This window comes from Terriglobia bacterium, assembly GCA_035712365.1.
GTDB lineage: Bacteria > Acidobacteriota > Terriglobia > UBA7540 > UBA7540 > SCRD01.
Genome location: DASTAW010000038.1, coordinates 64238 through 84547 on the forward strand (window position 1 = coordinate 64238; position 20310 = coordinate 84547).

Genomic DNA, 20310 nt, shown 5'->3' on the forward strand with positions numbered 1-20310 from the left:
CCATGGTTGATTGGTGATTTGCGATAGAGCGATTGAAAGAGGCGAAATTACGAATTATGAATTACGACTGACTTCTCGTTCTCAGTTCTGAGTGATGGGTTCTGGGTTTAACCACATGAACCCCTGTGCCTTCCAACGCTGAACCCAGAACCCATAACTCTGAACTCAGAACCTGTTACTCGTAACTTGTAATTCGTAATTGTAGTGAGGTGAATCATGGGCACTCTAATCCAGGATTTAAGGTACGGCCTGCGAATGCTGGCGAGAAACCCCGGCTTCACGGCTGTTGCCGTCCTCACGCTCGCGCTGGGCATCGGGGCGAATACGGCGATCTTCAGCCTGATCGATGCTGTGATGCTGAAATCTCTGCCAGTGCGCGACCCTTCACGCATCGTGCTATTCAATTGGACGGCGCACAAGCATTGGAATGGAAGCATTGAAACCAGTTCGTTCGGTGATTGCTCGTTCCAGGAGACGGAGAACCCTTCCGGGTGCACGTTTCCTTATCCCTATTTCGAGCTGATCAGATCGAATAACAATTTATTTTCCGGCGCTGCCGCCTTTGCCGGCCCGGCGGCGGTTGTCCTCAGCGGCAACGGTCCCGCTCGCCTGGCTGAAGGGGAACTGGTCTCCGGCGACTACTTCACGACTTTGGGAGTGGCCGCGGCGCTCGGCCGCACGCTGGGCCCGGAAGACGACCTGCTTTCTGCTTCTCCCGCGGTCGTTCTCAGTTACGGCTTCTGGCAGAGCGCATTTGGCGGCGACCGCTCCGTGATCGGCCGCACCATCGAACTGAATCGAATCCCCTTCGTCATCGTCGGTGTCACGGCGCCCGGCTTCAACAGTCTCTCGCCTGGCAAGGCTCAGGATTTTTTTGTGTCGCTTTCCGTTCTTCCTCTCAACATCGATTGGGCAAAGAATTCCCGGACGCTGCGCAACTGGTGGCTGGTGATCGTAGCACGCCTCAGGACCGGCATGACGCTGGAAAATGCCCAGGCGGCTGCCAGTCTGGCATTTCGCAATGAAATGGTGAACGGCGAAAAGCCGCTTTCCAAGCCGTCCGACGACCCGAGGGTTGTTCTCGTCCCCGTTCAGCAGGGGCTAACGGGAGACCGTGGTGAATTTTCGACCGCACTCTACGTCTTGATGGCGGCGGCCGGTATGGTTCTCCTCATTGCCTGCGCGAACGTCGCGGGCCTCTTGGTTTCACGAAGTGCGGCCCGGCAGAAAGAGATCGCCGTTCGCCTCTCGCTTGGCGCTCCCCGGCTCAGGATCCTGCGCCAGTTGCTCACTGAAAGCGTGTTGGTCTCCTTCGCCGGTGGCGCTCTCGGAGTGCTCTTTGCTTACTGGGGAGTGCACGCGATCACATCGCTGATTATGGCAGGCTCGAAAGACCCGTTTCCGTTTGCGGTGGAACCCGATTGGCGGCTGCTTGCATTCGCTCTCGTGGTTTCCGTTTCGGCCGGCATTCTTTCCGGCTTCGCCCCGGCTTTGCGAAGCACGAAGCTGGATTTGACGCCGGGGCTCAAGGAAAATATCTCAACCCGTCCGGAAGGCGCCCGGCGGTTCCGCCTTGGGAACCTGCTTGTTGCGGTGCAGGCTGCTCTCTCGATAATCGCTCTGATTGGCGCGGGCCTGCTGGTGCGGACGCTGCAAAACCTCCGCAACGTCAATCCCGGCTTTGACACCCGCAACATTCTGCTTTTCGGAATTGACCCAACGCTTGCAAAGTACACGGATTCGCAGATTCAAAATCTTTACCGTGAACTGAGGGAGAGGTTCGCTGCGCTGCCGGGCGTGATCTCCACCAGCTATTCCTCCGACGCTTTGCTGAGCGGCGGCCTCTGGACAGAGACCGTGCGCGTTGAAGATCAGCCGAAGGGGATGGAAACCGAAGTGGATATGCTCGCTGCCGGTCCGGACTTTTTCAAAACGATGCGCATTCCGTTGCTCGAGGGGCAAATGTTTGCATCGGAGGATTTTTCCCTTCCAGTACGAGCATCTGAGCCTTCGGAATCTTCGCAAAAGGCAGGATCGGCGTCCACTCCTTCTCCGGTGGCAAAACCATCCGCGGCCCCGAACCCGCCAATCCACGTTCTTGTCAACGCCAGGTTCGTACACGAATTTTTTCCAAAAATGAACCCCTTGGGTAAACAGCTCACCGAGGGGGGAAGCTCGGGAGCGAGCGGCGACGACGTAGCAGTTGGCAAACCGAGGTCGAAGAGATGGCAGATCGTCGGAGTGGTTGGTGATGCGAAGTACAACTCCGTGCACCGGGAGATTCACCCGATGGTCTATGTTCCTCTGATGGGCGGCGGAGCCTATTTCGAATTGCGCGCGGCGTCAGATCCTGCCGCACTTGTCCCGGCAGTTCGTGAGGTTGTGAGGCGCGTGGACAGCAATCTTCCGATTTTCGGAGTCAAGACCCAGACGGAAAGCATCGAGCGTCTTTTGTCGAAACCACGGGTGATCGCCCAGCTTTCAACGTTCTTTGCCGGTTTGGCCCTCGTGCTTGCCTGCATCGGGCTTTATGGTCTCCTTTCGTATGAAATTACGCGCCGGACTCGGGAAATTGGCATTCGGATGGCGTTGGGAGCGGAGAAGAGTGACGTTCTCAGGATGGTCGTCGGGCAAGGGCTGAAGCTGGCGCTGATCGGTGTCGCGATTGGCATTGCCGGCGCGCTTGCACTGACGCGCTTTCTATCGAGCCTGCTCTATGGTGTCAAGCCAACCGATCCGCTCACCTTCGTTGCCGTTTCGCTCATCCTGATTATTGTGGCGCTGCTGGCGTGCTACATCCCCGCGCGCCGCGCGGCAAAGGTCGATCCCATGGTGGCGCTCCGCTATGAGTAGGACAGTGGATCGTGATCAGTGGTTAGTGATTAGTGAAGACCCATCGCTATTCACTATGCACTGTCCACTAACCACTGAATTTGCTTCAGGAGGAATGCCGTGGCTATAACGGAACATTTTCGTGAAGTGGTGAACGAACTGCCGGACGCAGCCTTTTTCACGCGGCGCGCCGAAGCCGGATGGAAACTGATAGCGCTCGAATGGGAACGCGCGGGAGAGGTCGGGGGGGCGCTGCCACAACGCGAACCCGTTGAGGAGGTCCCCTATGGTTTGCGCGTGGCGGGCGACTGCCACCACCTGGAACAGGACCCCGAAGAATTCCGCGCGCTGCTGCTTATGATGGAGCAAATCGTCCTGGACCTGCCCTTGTCGAAAGTGGCGGAGGCCCTGAACGATGCCGGTCTCCTCACCCGCCAGGGATTGCGATGGGATCGGGTTTCTGTTTTCAACATGCTGCCGCGTTTGATTGAGATCGGCCCGCGAATGTTTTCAACCGAGGAATGGAGAGTGCGGAGGCGCAGCATCTTCCAGGTTGCTTGATGCGCTTCTCACCTCCACCAGGTTCGGCATTCCCGGCGGACGGTCAGGGTCGATCCAATGGCGGCGCTGCGCTACCAGTAGCGGCGCGTTGACCGCGCCATTTGTGATTGAGTGATTTAGCGATTGAGCGATTGCATAGGAATTATGAATTATAAATTATGCAGCATGAAATATCCGCAGCCTGGGCTGGCTACGGAAGAAGGCGCGCGCCTCAGTTTCTTCCTTTCATCCTTCATAATTCAGAATTCATAATTTCCGCCCGGCGCCGGTCATTGGTAATTCGTAATTTGTAATTGCAGAAAGGCACGTCATGGGCACTCTGATGCAAGATCTAAAATACGGCCTGCGCCAACTGGGAAGAAGCCCAGGCTTCACGGCCATTGCTGTGCTGACGCTGGCGCTCGGCATTGGCGCGAACACGGCGATCTTTTCGGTGGTGAACAGCGTATTGCTGCGGCCTCTGGCTTACAGTCAGCCCGAGCGGCTTTATCTGATCCAGGTGATCTGGCCTCAGATGTCCAAATTTTATCCGCTGATGCCGGCCAACGTGCGCGGCTTTGAGATCTGGCAGAAGCAGTGCCATTCGTTCGAAGGGATCGCCATTGCGCGGGCCGCCAGCGCTGACATGACGGGAGCAGGCGAGCCTGCGGAGGTCCACGGAGTGCGCGCCTCGGCGAACCTCTTCGGCGTGCTGGGAATCCGGCCGGAGCTTGGCCGCGATTTTCTTCCCCAGGAGGATGAACCCGGCCGGGGCCGCGTCGTGATTCTGACGCATCCCTTCTGGCGCGCGCACTTTGATTCCAATCCGGCCGTGGTTGGCCACACCATCACGCTTGACGGGGCGCCTTACGTGGTGGCGGGCGTTCTGCCTGCCTCCTTCCATTTCCCCGCGCAACTGGGACGGCTCACCGTCTTCGGCCGGGAGCTGGACTTCTTCGAGCCGCTCAACGGACCGCAGGAAGACGAAGAGGCCCTGGTCGGTGAATTCGATTTCGCCGCCATCGGACGGCTGAAGCCCGGCGTGAGCGCGGGCCAGGCGGTGGCGGAACTGAACGTGGTGCAGTCGCAGATTGCCCGCCAGGCGAAGGACACGGGCGTCAGCCTCAAGGCCGCGATTTTCCCGCTGGAAAGCGAAGTGACGAGTCCAGCGCGGCAGGGGTTGCTTCTGCTGCTTGCGGCGGTGGGCGCTGTGCTGCTGATCGTGTGCGTCAACCTGGCGAACATGTCGCTGGCGCGTGTTCCGGGCCGCATGCGCGAGTCGGCCATCCGCTCGGCGCTGGGCGCCAACCGCTGGCAGATTTTCCGCCGCATGCTTGCAGAGAGCCTGCTGCTGGGCGCGGCGGGCGGGGCCGCAGGCATCGTGCTGGGCGGCTTTGGCGCCCGCTGGCTGGTTCGGTCCGCTCCGCCGGGATTGCCGCGCCTGAATGAGGTGCACATGGACGCCCGGGTCTTCGCCTTCGCGGCCATCCTTGCCGTGCTGACCGCGGTGCTTTTTGGAACTCTGCCGGCCTGGCGCGCGGCCAGGAGCAACCCGCTGGAAGCCTTGAAATCCGGCACTGCGGCCGCGGGCGAGGGCCGGGGAGCGCGCCGGCTGCGCGAGACGCTGATTGGCTTCGAAGTTGGCATGACCACCGCGCTCCTCATCGTTGCGGGCCTCCTGGCGTCGAGTCTGTTTCATCTGCTTCGAGTCAACACGGGCTTCGCAACCGAAAGTGTGCTGACCGCCAAGGTTAATCTGCCGCCGCAACGATATTCAAAGCCCGCCGACCGCCTCGAATTCTACAACTCCCTGCTCACTCGCCTTCGCTCTCTGCCCGGAGCGCGGTCTGCCGGGTGGGTGGGCGAGCTGCCGCTGGGGGGCGAAACACACGTCACCGGAATTGACGTGCCGCCCGGCAGCGCCTCTCCCCCGCCGGCGAATTTCCGTATTGCCAGCCCGGATTACTTTGCCGCCATGGGCATCCCGCTGGTTCGCGGGCGAGTGTTTAATGAGAGCGACCGCGGCCGGAACGAAGTCGTGGTTTCTGAGAGCGTGGCCAGACGCTTCTGGCCCGGCCAGGACCCCATTGGGCGCACCTGCCTCACCTTCTGGGGGCCGAAAAAAGAAGAACAGGTCGTCGGCGTGGTCGGCGACGTGCGCACGGCAAAACTGGATGAGGCGCCCGTGATGATGGTTTACGTCCCCGACTGGTTCGCGGGCATGGGCCACATCCCCGAATCGGCAGGTATTGTTGTTCGCACGTCAGGCGAAGCGTTGGACCTGGCGGCGGAGGTGCGCCAGGCCGTTCACCTCACAGACGCCGAGGCGCCCGTCATCGACGTTCGCCCGATGTCCAGCATCGTTTCGGAATCCGTCGCGCCGCGCCGGTTTCAGATGCTGCTGGCGGTGTTGTTTGCATGTTTCGCTCTGTTCCTGGCCTCGCTGGGCATCTACGGCGTGATTGCATATTCAGTGGAGCAGCGGCGCAGGGAGCTGGGAATCCGGGCCGCCCTCGGCGCGCAGTTTCCCGATCTGTGGCGCATGGTGCTGCGCCAGGGCATGACACCGGCGCTTGCCGGACTAGCGGCGGGGCTTGGCGCGGCAGCGCTCGGCGGCCAGGTGATCAAGGGCCTGCTGTTCGGCGTCAGCGCCGCAGACCCGGCAACGCTGGCCATCGTGGCCATCGTGGTGGTCCTGGTGGCGCTGGCGGCGTGCTACATTCCCGCCCGGCGCGTCGCGAAAGTTGACCCGATGGTGGCATTACGCTATGAGTAGCGGCGCGTTTATCGCGCCATTGTTGATTTGTGATTGAGCGATTGAAAAGTAATTATGAATTATAAATTATGAAGTATGAAATAGGTGAGCCGGCGCTGGGATTTTTCAAACCATCTGATGTCGAGGTTGTGGGTTTGCTGGTTACCGAGATGCAAAAGATGCTGAAGGGGCTTCGCCGGAAACTATCCACTAACCACTTCTTGTGAAGCGGGTCAGGCCACCTCTTCGAGCGCATGGGCTTCTCTGGCGCGGCGGACATCTGCCATCGCTACCCGCAGCACGTGCGAGAGCTGGTCCGTTTCAAAGGGAGGGAGCATGAAGTCAAACGCGCCATACTCGATGGCCCGCACGTAGAGCTCGATGTCAACCCGTTGCCCCACCACAATCACATTCACAGGCACGGAGCTTTTCCGGGCCATGTCTACGACTTCGCTCCACGTCCCTTCCGGGAATGTCGTGGAGGTAAGAATCAGCTCCGGATGGCTTTCCAGCAGCAATCCCGCGAATTCTGTGCGGCTCTCGACCGTCACTGTTTCCAGCCCGTGATTTTCCAATTTCCGGCCCAACTCCTCAAGGCAGGCGCTCCCGTCGGAGACGAGTATTGCGAACGCTTTTTCTTGCGACACTTTTCTCTCCTTCCAGACGGCTGGCAGCGGACTCCTGCCGGCCTGTCCCAGCCGCTCGGAGAACATTCTCTTCCTTCTTACTCGTATCCACTAACCGGAAGTTTCAACTTTACGAGAGTGCAAGGAGTTGCACAATCCGGTATACTTCGTATTCCGGTTGTACGTGGTTCTACGTAAGCCCCGTCATATCTTTCGATTAGCGTCAGCATCCGCAAGCGCCAGCAACCCATCGGAAGATAACCAAGGGGACAGATGGAAGGGAAAGGCAAGCTCAAAAAAATTACCAATTACCAATTACGAATTACCAGCTTTGAGTTATGGGTTCTGGCTTATGAGTTATGGGTTCTGGGTTGAAAACCGCGATGGTTACGCTCGTAAACCCTGCGTCGGTAACTCGTAATTTGTAATTCGTAATTTCTTTCCTCGTTGCGCCCAGCCCGTATTTCGGATTGCAGACTTTATAATTCAGCACTCGGAACCCACAACTTTGGAGTGACTCGTAATTTTGTGTGTTCCTCGTTCAGACTTCCACGACGTGGTGCTTTATCGCATACATCACAAGTTCGCTCAAGGAGCGGACCCTCAGCCGATTCATAATCTGGTAGCGATGGGTCTCGGCCGTCCGAGTGCTGATGTTCAGGGCCGTTGCAACTTCCTTGTTGCTCTTCCCCATGGCCAGCAATTTTAAGACGTCCAACTGGCGCGGCGTCAGTATCTCCTGATTTGCATCGCCGCCCGCAGCCGCAGCCTCGCCGTCGATGACGGGGGCCGCGGCGGACGATGTGGAAATGTTCGGGGTAAAGAAAGCGCGGTTCTCGCACAACGCCTGCACAGCTTCCATCAGCTTCTCGTCCAGATCGGATTTCAGGACGTAGGCATGCGCGCCCGCCTCGATGGCCGCGCAAAAAATATCTTTGGAATCGTGCATGGTGAGCATCAGGATGCCGATCTGGGGATCAAAATCGTGTACTTGCCGGACGGCTTCAAAGCCCGTCATGCCCGGCATTGAAATGTCCATGACCACGATGTCCGGCTTTAGCCGTTTCACCTTTTCGAGGGCTTCAAAGCCCGTCGAGGCGTCACCGCACACCTCCCAGCCATTGCGGGTTTCCAGCAATGAGCGCACGCCGCGGCGGACCATCGGATGATCGTCCGCCAGGAGAATTCGAGTGGTGTTCATAGGCTCAATTTAACTCCTGCCCTGTCTCCCGTCTTCTGTCTTCCGGCTTCCGGCTCCTGACTTCTGGCTTCTTGCTCCTGACTTCTGGCTTCTGTCTCCTGGCTCCTGCCTCCCGACTTCCGGTCAATTCCCTGCGCCTTCCAAATCCAGGGTTGCGCGGACTGTCGTGCCATCTTTGCCTGTTTCAACTTCCAGATTACCACCAACTTCCTTCATTCGCTCGCGCATTCCTATGATGCCCATACTCTCTTTGCTCCCCGCAAAGCCTTTTCCGAAATCCCGGATTTCGGCGGTCACGCGCCCATTTCTGGCCTCGATGGTGATTCGCGCGCTGCCGGACCCTGAATGCCGCCGAACATTGGTAAGGCATTCCTGGATGATGCGATATAAGGCAATCTCAATTTTTTCGTTCATCCGGCCCAGGGAATCTGAGATCGACACTTCTGTTCGTATTTTTGCTCGCCTGGAGAAATCTTCGGCGTACCAGCGGACCGCCGCGGCAAGTCCCATCTGTTCCAGGACCAGAGGGTGCTGCAGATAGGAGACGGTCTGCACTTCCTTGATGCAATTCTGCAGTTGCTTTTGGAACTGCGACAGGCTGCCCCGCGTCTCTTTATCGAGTTGCGGTTTGCGCCCAACGGCGGCCACCGAGGCCAGCAACGCTCCGAGCGATGATCCCAACTGGTCGTGCAGTTCACGCGCCAGTTCCCTCCGCCGGTCATCGGATTCGTTCATCAGGTACCGCGTGAGTTTGCCAAGTTGCTTTTCCATTTGGACCTGTTTTGTAATGTCAACGGCCAGCCCTGCCGTTCCGCCGTCTTCCGTCAGAGTGGCGCTGGCGACAATCCACGCGTCGCTCCCATCCTTCCGCTTGATGGCGACCAGCTCATTGTTCAGGTTCTTTTCTTTCACCAGGCGGTCGTGAAACTCCGCTTGCTCCTTTTGAGTGATGTTGGCATTCAAGTTCCTGGCCTGCAAGGTTTCTTCGCGCGAAGCATTGCCGAGCATCCGCGCAAAGGCCTCATTGCAATCCAGCAGATGGCCGTCCTGAGCATAGAAAACTCCAGCCAGGTTCCTTTCAAAAATGAACTTGTAGCGCTCGAGGGACGTATCGAGCGCGTGTTTCATTCCGGTCATTTCAAGCCAACTGATGACCGCTCCATCAATCTTGTTTTCCGTCGTCTTGTACGGGCGGATGCGCATGGAATACCAGTTGCCGTCAAACGTCTCAACGTCCAGCGTCTTGACAGCAGTATTGTCAACCGCCTCGGCGATCAGCTTCTCGAACGCGGAGAGCTCAAACTTCAGCTTGACGTCGCTCACGGGGCGCCCGATGTCGGCGTTCACAATATTCATCAGCTTTTGAACGCTGGGGGTAAATCGCCGGATTCTCAGGCCGTTTCCCAGCATGAGAATGGGTATGTCGACGCTGGCCAGCAGATTAGACAGGTCGTTGTTGGCGATATTCAATGCGTGGTTGCGGTTTTGCAGCTCCTCGTTCAGGGTCGTCAATTCTTCGTTGGCGGACTGCAGCTCTTCCTTGGCGGTTTCCAGTTCTTCGTTGGTGCTCTGCAGCTCCTCGTTCGATGACAGGCCCTCTTCGTTCGCGGACCGCAGTTCCTCATTGGTCGCTTCCAGTTCCTCGATGGTGGATTGCAGGGTATTCCGGGTCTGGCCCAGTTCCTCCTTCAGATGGCTGATTTCCCTGCTCGCCGTTTTGGAAGGAATATTCCGGCCTTTATGACCTTTGGCGGCTTTGCCTGGTTCTGCCGCCGGGACGGCCACTGTTGCGTCCTGGAATAACACCAGGCAATAGCCGTCAGAAGCCGCCGGGCCCTTGATCGGAATGACCTCGATGTCCACTGCAACCGTATGGGCGTTCTGTTTCATCAGTACGCCCCGCTTCCTGACGGGATGGTGGCTCCTCGTGGCCTCCTGCACAGCCGCCCGCAGGTCCACGTGCAGGCCCTCCCGCGCCATTCTCGCCAGGTTCAAACTTGCATTCCCCGGGGCGGGCTCGAGATAGCGCCCGGTCCTTCCCTGGAAGTGGACCACCTTGAAATCGTCATCGATGATGACGCCCGGCGGACTGAAACGATTCAGAAGGATCCGGTTTGCCTCTTTCTGCAAATTAAAGTTGTCGTTCAGCTCAGGCTCAATCTCCCTTCGGGGCGTCCCCGGATCCGCAGCAGCCCGTCCAGCAAGGTCCATGATGTGGGACCTCGCGCCCGGCCTGGCCCTGTAGAGCTTGTGCTTCTTGTCAACCAGCGAAAAATATTCCGCAAATGTTCCGATCGTCTCGGAACTGCCCAGCAATAGAAATCCGGTGGACTTCAGCGCGTAATGGAAAATGGGAAGTATCCGTTTTTGCAGGACGGGTCCCAGATAGATCAGCAAATTGCGGCAGGTGATCAGGTCGAGCCGTGAAAAGGGAGGGTCTTTGCCGATGTCGTGCCGCGCGAAAATACACAGGTCCCGAACGCTTTTATTGATCCGATAGCCGTGCGGCGTTTTCATAAAGAAACGCCTCAAGCGCTCCGGCGAAACATCGGTTGCGATGCTTTCGAGGTATTCTCCCTGGCGGGCCTTCTCCAGCGCGGCTTCGTTCACGTCCGTCGCAAAAATCTGCACTTCCTGATTGGCGGAAACCTCAGAGAGGAACTCCAGCAGGACAATGGCTACCGAGTAGGCTTCCTCGCCCGTTGAACAGCCCGAAATCCACGCTCGGACCGGCGTCCCGGCGGGCCGGTCTTTCACCAGATTTGGAAAGACCTCGCGTTTCAGCGCTTCGAAAACTTCAGGGTCCCGGAAAAAGCCCGTCACGTGGATCAACATGTCCTGAAACAGCGCGTCCACTTCGTCGCGGTGCTTCTGCAAATACGATGTGTAAGCCTCCAGCGAGTCCAGCTTCAGCAGCATCATGCGCCGCCGGATGCGCCGCCAGATCGTGCTCGACTTGTAGTGCGTAAAATCCACGCCCGTCGCTCCGCGCAGCGTCCGATAGATCTTGCGGCGTTCGTTCTCGCCCGCGGGCAATGCTTCGTCCCCGGCTTCTTCCCGCGGCTCCTGGCGCAAATACGGATGCCGGGCGATCCGCAGCAGCTCTCTGGCGATGGATTCGATGGGCAGAACGAAATCCACATATCCCGCGGCGATGGCATTGCGCGGCATCTCCGCATGCTCGGCCTGCTCAGGGTCTTGCGCGAAGGTGGTGCCTCCGCCTGCCTTGATGGTCTTCAGCCCCAGCGTGCCGTCGGAGGCGGTCCCTGACAAAATCACCCCAACCGCCTTGGGGCCGCGGTCCTCAACCAGGGAATCCAGGAAATGATCGATGGGCCTGTGAGGCTGCGTCCCGGCGCGGGGGACCAGGTGCAACTCCCCGCGGCGCACTTCCATATCGCTGTCTGGCGGAATCACATAAACATGATTGCTTTCGATGCGCGTGCGGCCTGTCACCTCGGTCACTGGCATCTTCGCGGTGTGGCCCAACAACTCGGTCAGCGCGCTGGCATGCCTGGGAGCCAGATGCTGTACCAGCACCAGCGCCATTCCAGGATCACCAGGCAAGTGCTTCAGAAGCTCAGTGAAGGCCTGCAAACCGCCCGCCGAGGCTCCGACGCCCACAATCAGGGGAACTTTGTCGGTGGCTGGGACGTCAACACCTCGCTTGGGCGCGGGTTTCAGCTTTCTTTTTCGTGGCTGGCGCCTGGTGATCATGCTGGCCCCATCGATAAAAAGATCAGGGTCCGCCCCCTGGCTCGTGGTCTGGAGCGGGAGACGGCGCAAAGCTTCAAGTCAGCACAAATTGAGCGAGTTATCCGGCTCCATTATTGCCCACGCATAGATAAAGATCAAGTGGATGAACTCGTCCAGTAGATTAGTGACGCCGCCGGGTGGCGCATACGTTCCGGTGTTTGGAATGTATGCGGCACGTCAATGATGTCACCGGGTAGCGCATACGTTCCGTAGTTTGGAATGTATGCGGCGCGTCAGTGATGTAGAATGGCGCAATGCCTCGGCAGAAGCACTACTACGGCGAGAACCATCTTCACTTTCTAACCCGGAATACCTATCGCCGGGTGCGGCTGTTTGACTCAGAAAAATTCCGGCAGCGTTGGGTGGAAACGCTGGGCGAACTGCGGAGCGAACTGGGATTCAAGATCGTCGGCTACGTCCTGATGCCGGAACATTTTCATCTGCTGCTGTGGCCCTCGGCGGACGCGAGTCCATCCCGGATCCTGCACAAGCTTGAAGGCCGGACGGCGCTGTTTGTCCTGAAGAATCTGAAGGAGAACCCACAGCGCCCGTGGTGCCGGAAGATGCTCGACCAGGTGAGGCTCCCTGCAACCGTTCATCATCACGCGCATTTCCGGGTCTGGCAGCGGGGCGGCTATGACTTGAACGTCTGGAGCGCAAAGAAAATCGGCGAGAAATTGGATTACATGCACAACAATCCCGTGACGCGAAGGCTGGTGAGCGAGCCGGGCGACTGGCCGTGGTCAAGCTGGAGATTTTATTTTCTGAATGATACTTCGCTGTTGCCCATGGACCCTGTGGTGTGACCGCATACATTCCAAACTACGGAACGTATGCGGCACCCTCGTACGCGCCACCCGCGAGACTCTGTGCCCTTTAGTTGTGGTGTTCAGGCTCTGCGGCTTTTCGCCCTCAAGACCCGCAGAGTATCAGCACGCTGACACTTTGCGTTACCTCTTTCATCCTTCATCCTTCATAATTGAAAGCCGCGGAGGTGGCAGATGGGAACGTTACTCCAGGATTTAAGGTACGGCCTGCGGCAGCTCCGCCGCAATCCGGGATTCACTGCGGTTGCGGTGCTCACTCTGGCGCTCGGTATCGGCGCCAACACCGCAGTGTTCAGCGTGGTGAACGCGGTTTTATTGCGCCCGCTGCCGTTTCCCAATTCGGACCGGCTGGTCAGCGTCACATCGACCATCCGGCGCAACGGCAGTTCCGGCAGCGCTTCTTATCCTGATTTCCTCGACTGGCGCGCCCGCAATCACGTCTTCGACGGCATGGCGGCTTATCGCCAGGACAACTATACGCTGACCGGCGGTGAGTCGCCGCTCCACGTCAACGTCGTGGTCGCTTCCGCAGATTTGTTCAAAATTCTGCAGGTAACGCCCGCATTGGGACGCTCCTTTCTTCCGGGCGAGGACGCGCCGGGCGCCTTGGGCGGGACCAACGCCGTCATCCTGAGTTATGGCCTGTGGCAGAGGCGGTTCAACGGCGACCGGCGCGCTTTGGGGCAGGTGATCGATCTCAATGACAAGCAGTACACCGTGGTTGGCGTCATGCCCGCAGGCTTCCAATTCCCCATTCAGTCCGAGGCCATCGACCTGTGGACCACCATGGCTCCTGACCTGACGTCCCTGGCTGGCGGGAAGTCAATGGCGTCACAGCGGGGAGCCCACTATCTCGAGGTGATCGCGCGGCTGCGCACCGGCTCGACCGTGGGCCAGGCCCAGCCGGAAATGAGCCAGATTGTCAGCTCGCTCAACCAGGAGCATCCGGAGAGCAAGCCGCGCTACGCGCATGTGATTCCGGAACTGGAACAGGTGGCCGGCCAGGCCGGCGCCGCGCTCTTGGTCCTGCTGGGCGCTGTGGGCTGCGTGCTGTTGATTGCCTGCGCCAATGTTGCAAACCTGCTGCTGGCGCGCGCTTCCAGGCGGCAAAAGGAGATGGCCATCCGGTCGGCGCTGGGCGCAACGCGCGGCCGCGTCGTCCGCCAGGTGTTGACCGAAAGCGTGCTGCTGGCCCTGGGCGGCGGAGCCCTGGGTACGCTCGCGGCGGTGTGGGGAATAGAATTTCTCAAACTCCTGGCTCCGCAAGGCGGGCCTCGAACCGATCAGATTGGAATGGACGGCCATGTTTTTGCCTTCGCTGCCGCCTTGTCTGTGCTTACAGGGATTGTGTTTGGGCTTTTCCCGGCCTTCCGGTCTTCCAAATCCGAGCTGGAGGAGTCCTTAAAGGAAGGCGGCCGCAGTTCTCCCGGCGGCGAGCGGCGAGGTCCCGCGCGCGGCATGCTGGTGGTGGCAGAAGTCGCCGTAGCTCTTTGCCTGCTGGTGGGCGCGGGTCTGTTGATTCAGAGTTTCGTAAGGCTGCGCAGCGCCGATCCGGGGTTCGATGCCCACAACGTTCTTACCTTCAATCTTGTGCTGCCCAGCCGGTACTCGCAGGCCCAGCGCATTCAATTGTACGAAGAGGCCATCGCCAGGATGCGCGCGGTCCCGGGAGTTCGCTCGACCAGCGCGGTAATGCCCCTGCCTCTCAGCTCCGACGAAGTCAGCACCTCTTTTGATATCGAGGGCCAGCCCAGCGTTCCTGGGCACGCCCCGGACACCAACTACACCTTTGTCGAGCCCGGATATTTTCACACCATGAGCATCGCGCTTCTCAAAGGGCGCGATTTCACCGGGCAGGACACCCTGAAGTCCAGGCCGGTTGTCATCATCAACGAATCGCTGGCCAAACAATTTTTTGCCGGCCAGGACCCCATCGGCAAGCGCTTGAACGCCCACATCGGCAACGGATACAGCAAGCCCCCGATGCGGGAGATCGTCGGCATCGTGCGAGACGTGAAAAACCACGGGCTCAACTCCACGCCAGGGCCGCAGGTGTACGTTCCGCTGGCGCAAAGCCCCCTGGACGCGATGACTTTCGTCGTTCGCGCGGCAGTGGACCCGGCCAGCCTGGCGGGCGCGGCGCGCGCGCAGATCAAGTCGCTCGACAAAGACTTGCCGCTCTTCGGCGTGGAAACGCTCGAGGAATACGTTGGCCGCTTCCTGGCGCCGCCGCGGTTTGTTGCCCTGCTGCTGGGGATTTTCGGCGGCATCGCCCTGCTGCTGGCAACCGTGGGCATCTACGGCGTCATCTCCTATTCCGTGTCGCAGCGCACCCACGAAATCGGCATCCGCATGGCGCTGGGGGCGGAAAAACGCGATGTTCTCCGGATGGTCGTCGGGCGGGGAATCAGGCTGGCGCTGATGGGCGTGGCAATTGGAATTGCCGGGGCGCTGGCGCTGACGCGGTTCCTCGCAAGCCTGCTCTACGGCGTCACGCCCACTGACCCGCTGACGTTTTTCGCCGTCTCGCTCATCCTCATTGCTGTTGCTCTGCTTGCCTGCTACATCCCCGCCCGCCGCGCCGCCAAAGTCGATCCCATGGTGGCGCTGCGCTATGAATAGACCAGGGATTGGGGATCCGGGGTTTGGGGTTGGGGTGGCGCAGGCGCTCGGCCTGCGGTTGTTGCCTTTGGTTTTGGTGGCGCAGGCGCTCGGCCTGCGGCCTTTGCTGCAGCGGCGTGCTTACCGCGTCATTTCCGATTGGTGATTGAGTGATTTGGTGATTGCGCGATTGCAAAAGAATTATGAATTGTTAATTATGAATTATGAAGGATGAAATGGCCGCCCGCTGGCGTCCCGCAGTGCGGGATCGCCCTCTTTGCGATATCTGTGGGCGCCTCGCCGGGTGCCCGAGCCAATTCATTCATCCTTCATCATTCAGAATTCATAATTTCCGCCCGGCCTGCGCCCGCTTCGGACACTTCCACGCCCTCGGCGGCATCTTCGCGGCTTCGTACGCTTCCATCGCAGAAGTAAGATAATCGAGCGAGCCTGAATCGATGAGCCTATAGAGGGCAGACTTACCGGCCTGCATCGGTGCGTAGGCGACGATGTCGCATAACACCAGGTCCGCGGCCCCGGTCCGGCTGCCAACCGCGTCTTTGTCCTCAGGCGTTGCCAGGCATTCAACCAGCGAATGGCGCTCGCCGATGGCGGGCGCGAGCAGGCTGCGGGCCGCCGCCAGGAACGCCGGGCTCACCGACGCAACAGCCACCACGGACGGTTCGCGCAATTTCCGAACCCTGTCCAGATGCTCGGCGGCATTTGAAAAGGTCACGGCCACAGGCGGAAATTCTTTGGGCGCAAGGCGTTCCACCTCGCCCAGCGCGTACTGCGGCGTGGCGATCAGGGCGCCCATTGCCAGGGTGGGATCGGCTGCAAGCCCCTGGCGCGAACAGCCCTCGACCGGCCATCGGCTGGCGCCGCGAATTTCCTCCTCCAGAACGCTCCGCAGACCCGATTCCTCTTCCACCACCAGGATGTGATCAGGCGGCTCGGCCATGAGGCGCTCACGTACTCTCTGGCGAAGTTCCTTCAAGGAGTATCCGCTTTGGCGCGCTAAAGCGATCGTTTGATTGATCAGCGCGTCGAGACCGGAAGCAGCGCGCGCTCCGGCGGCCGCCTCTGCTCCGCGAACAATCAGCCGGCTTCCGCGCCGGCGCACCAGCCAGGTGCGCCGCACCAGTTCCTGGTATGCTTCGCTGACCGTGTTGCGATGGACCTTCAGCCGCCGCGCCAGCTCGCGCACGCTTGGCAGCGCCTCGCCAGCCTTGAGTTGCCCTGTGGCGATCAGATAAACAATCTGCTCCGCGAGTTGCCGGCGAACCGGAACGCCGCTGCCTTTCTGGATTGAAATATGCCCCCGCGCGAGCACCCGGCAACCTCCTTATTCGAGCGGCCCTGATTGTACCGCCATCCCGTTCAATATGACACTTTGCAAACTGGCATTTGACCCCCAGCGCGCGGGGCGATTCGACCTTAGACTGGGAGCCGAAAATGAAGGGGCCCATGCGGGCGGCCTTACCAATGACAGGAGACATGCCATGAGAGGTCCAGAAACCGAGCGAGCGCTTGAATTGATCGCCGATTCCGATTACGGTATGCGTGTACTGGCGGGGGCCATCAGCCCCGAAAAGATCCCGTATAGCACGGGGCCCGCCGTGGTGAAGAAGAAACTTAAAGCTCGGATATCCCAGGCGGCGCCGAAACTGCCGGGCATGCCTGAGCAACCGGCCCCGGCCCATCGTCCCGTCAATGGGTACTCACATGTCCTCAAGCGCCAGGGTTTTGTATGGCTCCTGGCGGCGCAGGCGCTGGCCGTCTTCGATGACAATACCTTCAAGCAGCTTTTGTTTTTCTACGCCGCCGCGACGGTTACGGATCCTGCCCTGCGCTCCAGCATCATTTCGCTGGGCACGGCGCTTTACGTACTGCCCTACATCATTCTTTCTTCCTGGGCCGGGCAGGTCGCCGACCGGTTTTCCAAGCGGCGCGTGATTATCGCGCTCAAAATCGCCGAAGCCATGGTCCTGGCTTACGCGACGTTTGCCACCAGCCAGGGCCGCATCAGCGCCATGCTGGCGGCGCTTTTCCTTCTGGGCGTGCACGCCGCCTTCCTCGGTCCCGCCAAGGAAGGCATTCTGTCGCAGATTTTTTCCGATGACGACCTGCCGCGCGCCAACGGCCTGATGGAGCTCACTGTTTATTCGATGATCGTGCTGGGCCCGGTAGCGGCCGGCCTGTTGCGCGACCGGTTCTCCGCCCAGCCCTATATTCCCGTTGCCATGCTGATTGGCATGGCGCTCGCCGGCCTGGCCTTCGCCACCGGGATCACTCGGGTCGAGGCGGCCGGAGCGGGAGAAAAATTCCATTGGAATCCGGCGGGCGAATTCTGGCGCGACTTCGGCGAAATCCGCCGCTCTCGCGCCCTGCTCCAGACGGTCCTCGCCATCGCCTATTTCTGGTTTCTTGGCGCAGTCTATCTGCAAAACGTGATTGGCTACGGACGCGATCTTCTTCATCTAAGCGACCCCGGCATCAGCGTGCTGATGGCGGCGGTTTCGGTAGGCATTGGCCTGGGCGCTTTCGTGGCCGGCAAGCTTTCCGGCGATCACGTGGAAGTGGGCCTGGTCCCAATCGGCTCGGTGGGGCTTGGCGTGTTCGGCGCGTTTCTCTATTTTGCGCATGGCTCGTTTACCGCGGCCCTGGCCGGCCATTTTCTGCTGGGATTTTCAGGCGGAATTTTCATTGTTCCTCTTCAGGCCTTCCTGCAGGCCCGGGCGGGCGAGCATACCAAGGGCCGGGTGATTGCCGCCTCGAACGTGCTGACGTTTACCGGCGTGATTCTGGGCGCGGGCCTGTTTGAACTGCTATCCGGGCCGGCCCATCTGGCCGCGAACCAGGTCCTGCTGGTGATGGCGCTCGTTTCCTTCGGCGCTACGGCCTATATCATGACCGTTTTGCCCGACTTCACCATTCGCCTGGCCCTCTGGCTGCTGACGCATACTTTCTACCGGGTCCGGGTCGTGGGCCGCGAGAACCTGCCGCGCCGCGGCCCCGCGCTGATCGTCTCAAACCACATCTCATTCGTTGATCCATTCCTGATCGGCGCTGTGACGGACCGCTTCGTGCGCTTCCTGATTTACCGTAAGTTTTATGAGGCGCGCGGCATTCACTGGCTGGCCACGCTGATGGGCGCGGTCCCGGTTTCTGAATCCGACCCGCCGCGCCAGATTATCGAGTCGCTTCGCCAGGCGCAGGAGCAGCTTCGGAAGGGCGAACTGGTCTGCATTTTCGCCGAAGGCGCCATCAGCCGCACGGGCAATATGCTGCGTTTCCGGCGCGGTTTTGAGCGCATCACGCGCGGCGTGGGCGCGCCGATCATCCCCGTTTATCTCGACCGCGTTTGGGGCTCGATTTTCAGCTTCGAGCGCGGCAAGTTCTTCTTTAAGTGGCCCCGCCGCATTCCTTATCCCGTCACTGTAACCGTGGGCGCGCCGCTTGCTCCCGACACGGACGCTTTCCGCGTCCGCCAGCAAGTGATGCTGGTTGGCGCGGAAGCTTTCGCGCGCCGCGACGCTGTCCAGCGTCCCCTGCCGGAACTCTTTCTGGAAAGCGGACGGCGCAACTGGCGGCGGTTCGCCATGGCAGATTCCTCCGGGCGCCGATTGAATTTTGGCCGGGCTCTGACGGGCGCGCTGCTTTTTCGCAGCCTGATTCGGCGCTGCTGCGCCCGCGAACAGAACATCGGCGTGCTACTGCCGCCTTCGGTCCCGGCGGCGCTCCTGAACCTGGGCATCAGCCTTTCCGGCAAAGTTCCCGTGAATCTAAATTACACGGCCTCGAAGGAAGCCTTCGACGGAGCGATTGAGCGCGCCGGAATTCAAACGATCTTCACCTCGCAGAAGCTTCTTGAGCGCCTGGGCATTGAAAAGCTTCCCGGCATGGCCATGATCGAAGACGCCGCGAAAGGATTTTCCGGCTGGCAAAGATTGGCCTGGCTCGCCGCGGCGCGCCTGCTGCCCCTGCCGCTGCTGCGCCGCTGGCTGCTTCCGCGCGAGATGAAACTCGATTCACTCGCCACCATCATTTTCTCCAGCGGCTCGACGGGCGAGCCGAAGGGCGTGATGCTTTCCCATCGGAATATCGTTTCCAACATCGAAGGCATCGAGCAGGCCGTCAAATCAGACCGGAACGATTGCCTGCTCGGCATTCTTCCTTTCTTCCATTCCTTCGGATTCACCGGGGGCCTGTGGTTTCCGCTGCTCGCGGGTTTCGGCGTGGTTTATCATTCAAACCCGCTCGAAGCGCGCAAAATCGGCGGGCTTTGCCGAAAATATCGCGTAACGATCATGATGACCACGCCAACCTTCGCATGGTCTTACGTCAATAAGTGCGCGCCGGAAGATTTTGCCGCGTTGCGGCTTGCCATCGTTGGCGCGGAGAAAATGAAGCCCGAACTGGCCGCCGCCTTCAGGGAGAAATTCGGCGTGGATCTTTATGAGGGATACGGCGCCACGGAACTCTCTCCAGTGGTTGCGGTCGGGGTGCCGGGCTATTTCCAGCAGGACGAAAAGCAGCCTGGGTCGAAGCCCGGCTCGGTCGGCCATCCCATCCCCGGGGTAGCCGTCCGCGTGGTGAATCCGGAAACTTTTGAGGAACTCGGCCCCAACCAGGAGGGCCTGCTGCTGGTCAAGAGCGCGGGCGTCATGGCCGGATATCTGGGCGATCCGCAAAAAACCCGCGAAGTTGTGCGCGACGGATGGTACGCAACCGGCGATATCGCCGGTCTTGACGAGGACGGATTCATCAGAATCACCGGCCGGCTGTCGCGGTTTTCCAAGATCGGCGGCGAGATGATCCCGCACATCCAGGTGGAAGATGCGCTGCAGCGCGCGCTCGGTGCTGTCGAGGCGAAACTTGTGGTCACGTCCTTGCCGGACGAAAAGAAAGGCGAAAAGCTCGTGGTGCTCTACACGCCACTCGAAATCGGCATCGACGTATTGCTCAGCCGCCTGCGCGAGCAGGGTCTGCCGCCGCTCTGGACTCCGCGCAAGGAGAATTTCTATCCAATTGATGCCTTGCCGACTCTTGGCACAGGCAAGCTGGATTTGAAGCGAATCAAAGAGACAGCCGCACGGCTTGCCGCGAGCGAAAGCCGGCTTGCCGAAGCTGACACAAATGCTCAGAGCTTGAATGAATGAAATGAGGGGA

General features: G+C 59.9%; 11 protein-coding genes. 7 read left to right on the forward strand and 4 right to left on the reverse strand.

Annotated features, from left to right (window positions below; genetic code table 11):
* Nucleotides 1-216 precede the first annotated feature (216 nt).
* From VFQ24_11125 to VFQ24_11140, 4 genes are all read left to right on the forward strand, one after another.
* Complete coding sequence (locus VFQ24_11125; GenBank protein ID HET9178897.1) at nt 217-2853, forward strand: ABC transporter permease; 2637 nt, start codon at nt 217-219, stop codon at nt 2851-2853.
* A 99-nt stretch (nt 2854-2952) separates the two neighbouring features.
* On the forward strand, nt 2953-3393 hold the full coding sequence (locus tag VFQ24_11130; protein ID HET9178898.1) for a hypothetical protein: 441 nt from the start codon (nt 2953-2955) through the stop codon (nt 3391-3393).
* A gap of 322 nt (nt 3394-3715) precedes the next feature.
* Entirely contained in the window at nt 3716-6148 is a 2433-nt protein-coding gene (locus VFQ24_11135) for an ABC transporter permease (protein ID HET9178899.1), read from the forward strand.
* A 68-nt stretch (nt 6149-6216) separates the two neighbouring features.
* On the forward strand, nt 6217-6354 hold the full coding sequence (locus VFQ24_11140) for a hypothetical protein (GenBank protein ID HET9178900.1): 138 nt from the start codon (nt 6217-6219) through the stop codon (nt 6352-6354).
* 6 nt (nt 6355-6360) lie between these two features.
* Here the strand turns inward: VFQ24_11140 and VFQ24_11145 are convergent, their stop codons facing one another.
* From VFQ24_11145 to VFQ24_11155, 3 genes are all read right to left on the reverse strand, one after another.
* Nucleotides 6361-6774: a response regulator gene (locus tag VFQ24_11145; GenBank protein ID HET9178901.1), complete on the reverse strand. Its 414-nt coding sequence runs from the start codon at nt 6772-6774 to the stop codon at nt 6361-6363.
* A 520-nt stretch (nt 6775-7294) separates the two neighbouring features.
* Nucleotides 7295-7954: a response regulator transcription factor gene (locus tag VFQ24_11150; GenBank protein HET9178902.1), complete on the reverse strand. Its 660-nt coding sequence runs from the start codon at nt 7952-7954 to the stop codon at nt 7295-7297.
* A gap of 123 nt (nt 7955-8077) precedes the next feature.
* Entirely contained in the window at nt 8078-11671 is a 3594-nt protein-coding gene (locus tag VFQ24_11155) for a chemotaxis protein CheB (protein HET9178903.1), read from the reverse strand.
* 293 nt (nt 11672-11964) lie between these two features.
* Between VFQ24_11155 and VFQ24_11160 the strand changes: the two genes are divergently transcribed.
* Both VFQ24_11160 and VFQ24_11165 read left to right on the forward strand, forming a co-directional pair.
* The gene (locus tag VFQ24_11160; protein HET9178904.1) at nt 11965-12516 is read left to right on the forward strand and encodes a transposase; all 552 of its coding nucleotides are present in this window, start codon (nt 11965-11967) and stop codon (nt 12514-12516) included.
* A 195-nt stretch (nt 12517-12711) separates the two neighbouring features.
* Nucleotides 12712-15159 carry an ABC transporter permease gene (locus tag VFQ24_11165; GenBank protein HET9178905.1) on the forward strand — a complete coding sequence of 816 codons (2448 nt, stop codon included), beginning with the start codon at nt 12712-12714 and terminating at the stop codon, nt 15157-15159.
* A 322-nt stretch (nt 15160-15481) separates the two neighbouring features.
* Here the strand turns inward: VFQ24_11165 and VFQ24_11170 are convergent, their stop codons facing one another.
* On the reverse strand, nt 15482-16471 hold the full coding sequence (locus VFQ24_11170; GenBank protein HET9178906.1) for a GntR family transcriptional regulator: 990 nt from the start codon (nt 16469-16471) through the stop codon (nt 15482-15484).
* 169 nt (nt 16472-16640) lie between these two features.
* Here VFQ24_11170 and VFQ24_11175 point away from each other — a divergent pair, with 169 nt between their 5' ends.
* Nucleotides 16641-20300, forward strand: coding sequence for an acyl-[ACP]--phospholipid O-acyltransferase (locus VFQ24_11175; GenBank protein HET9178907.1), 3660 nt, complete (start codon nt 16641-16643; stop codon nt 20298-20300).
* Nucleotides 20301-20310 lie beyond the last annotated feature (10 nt).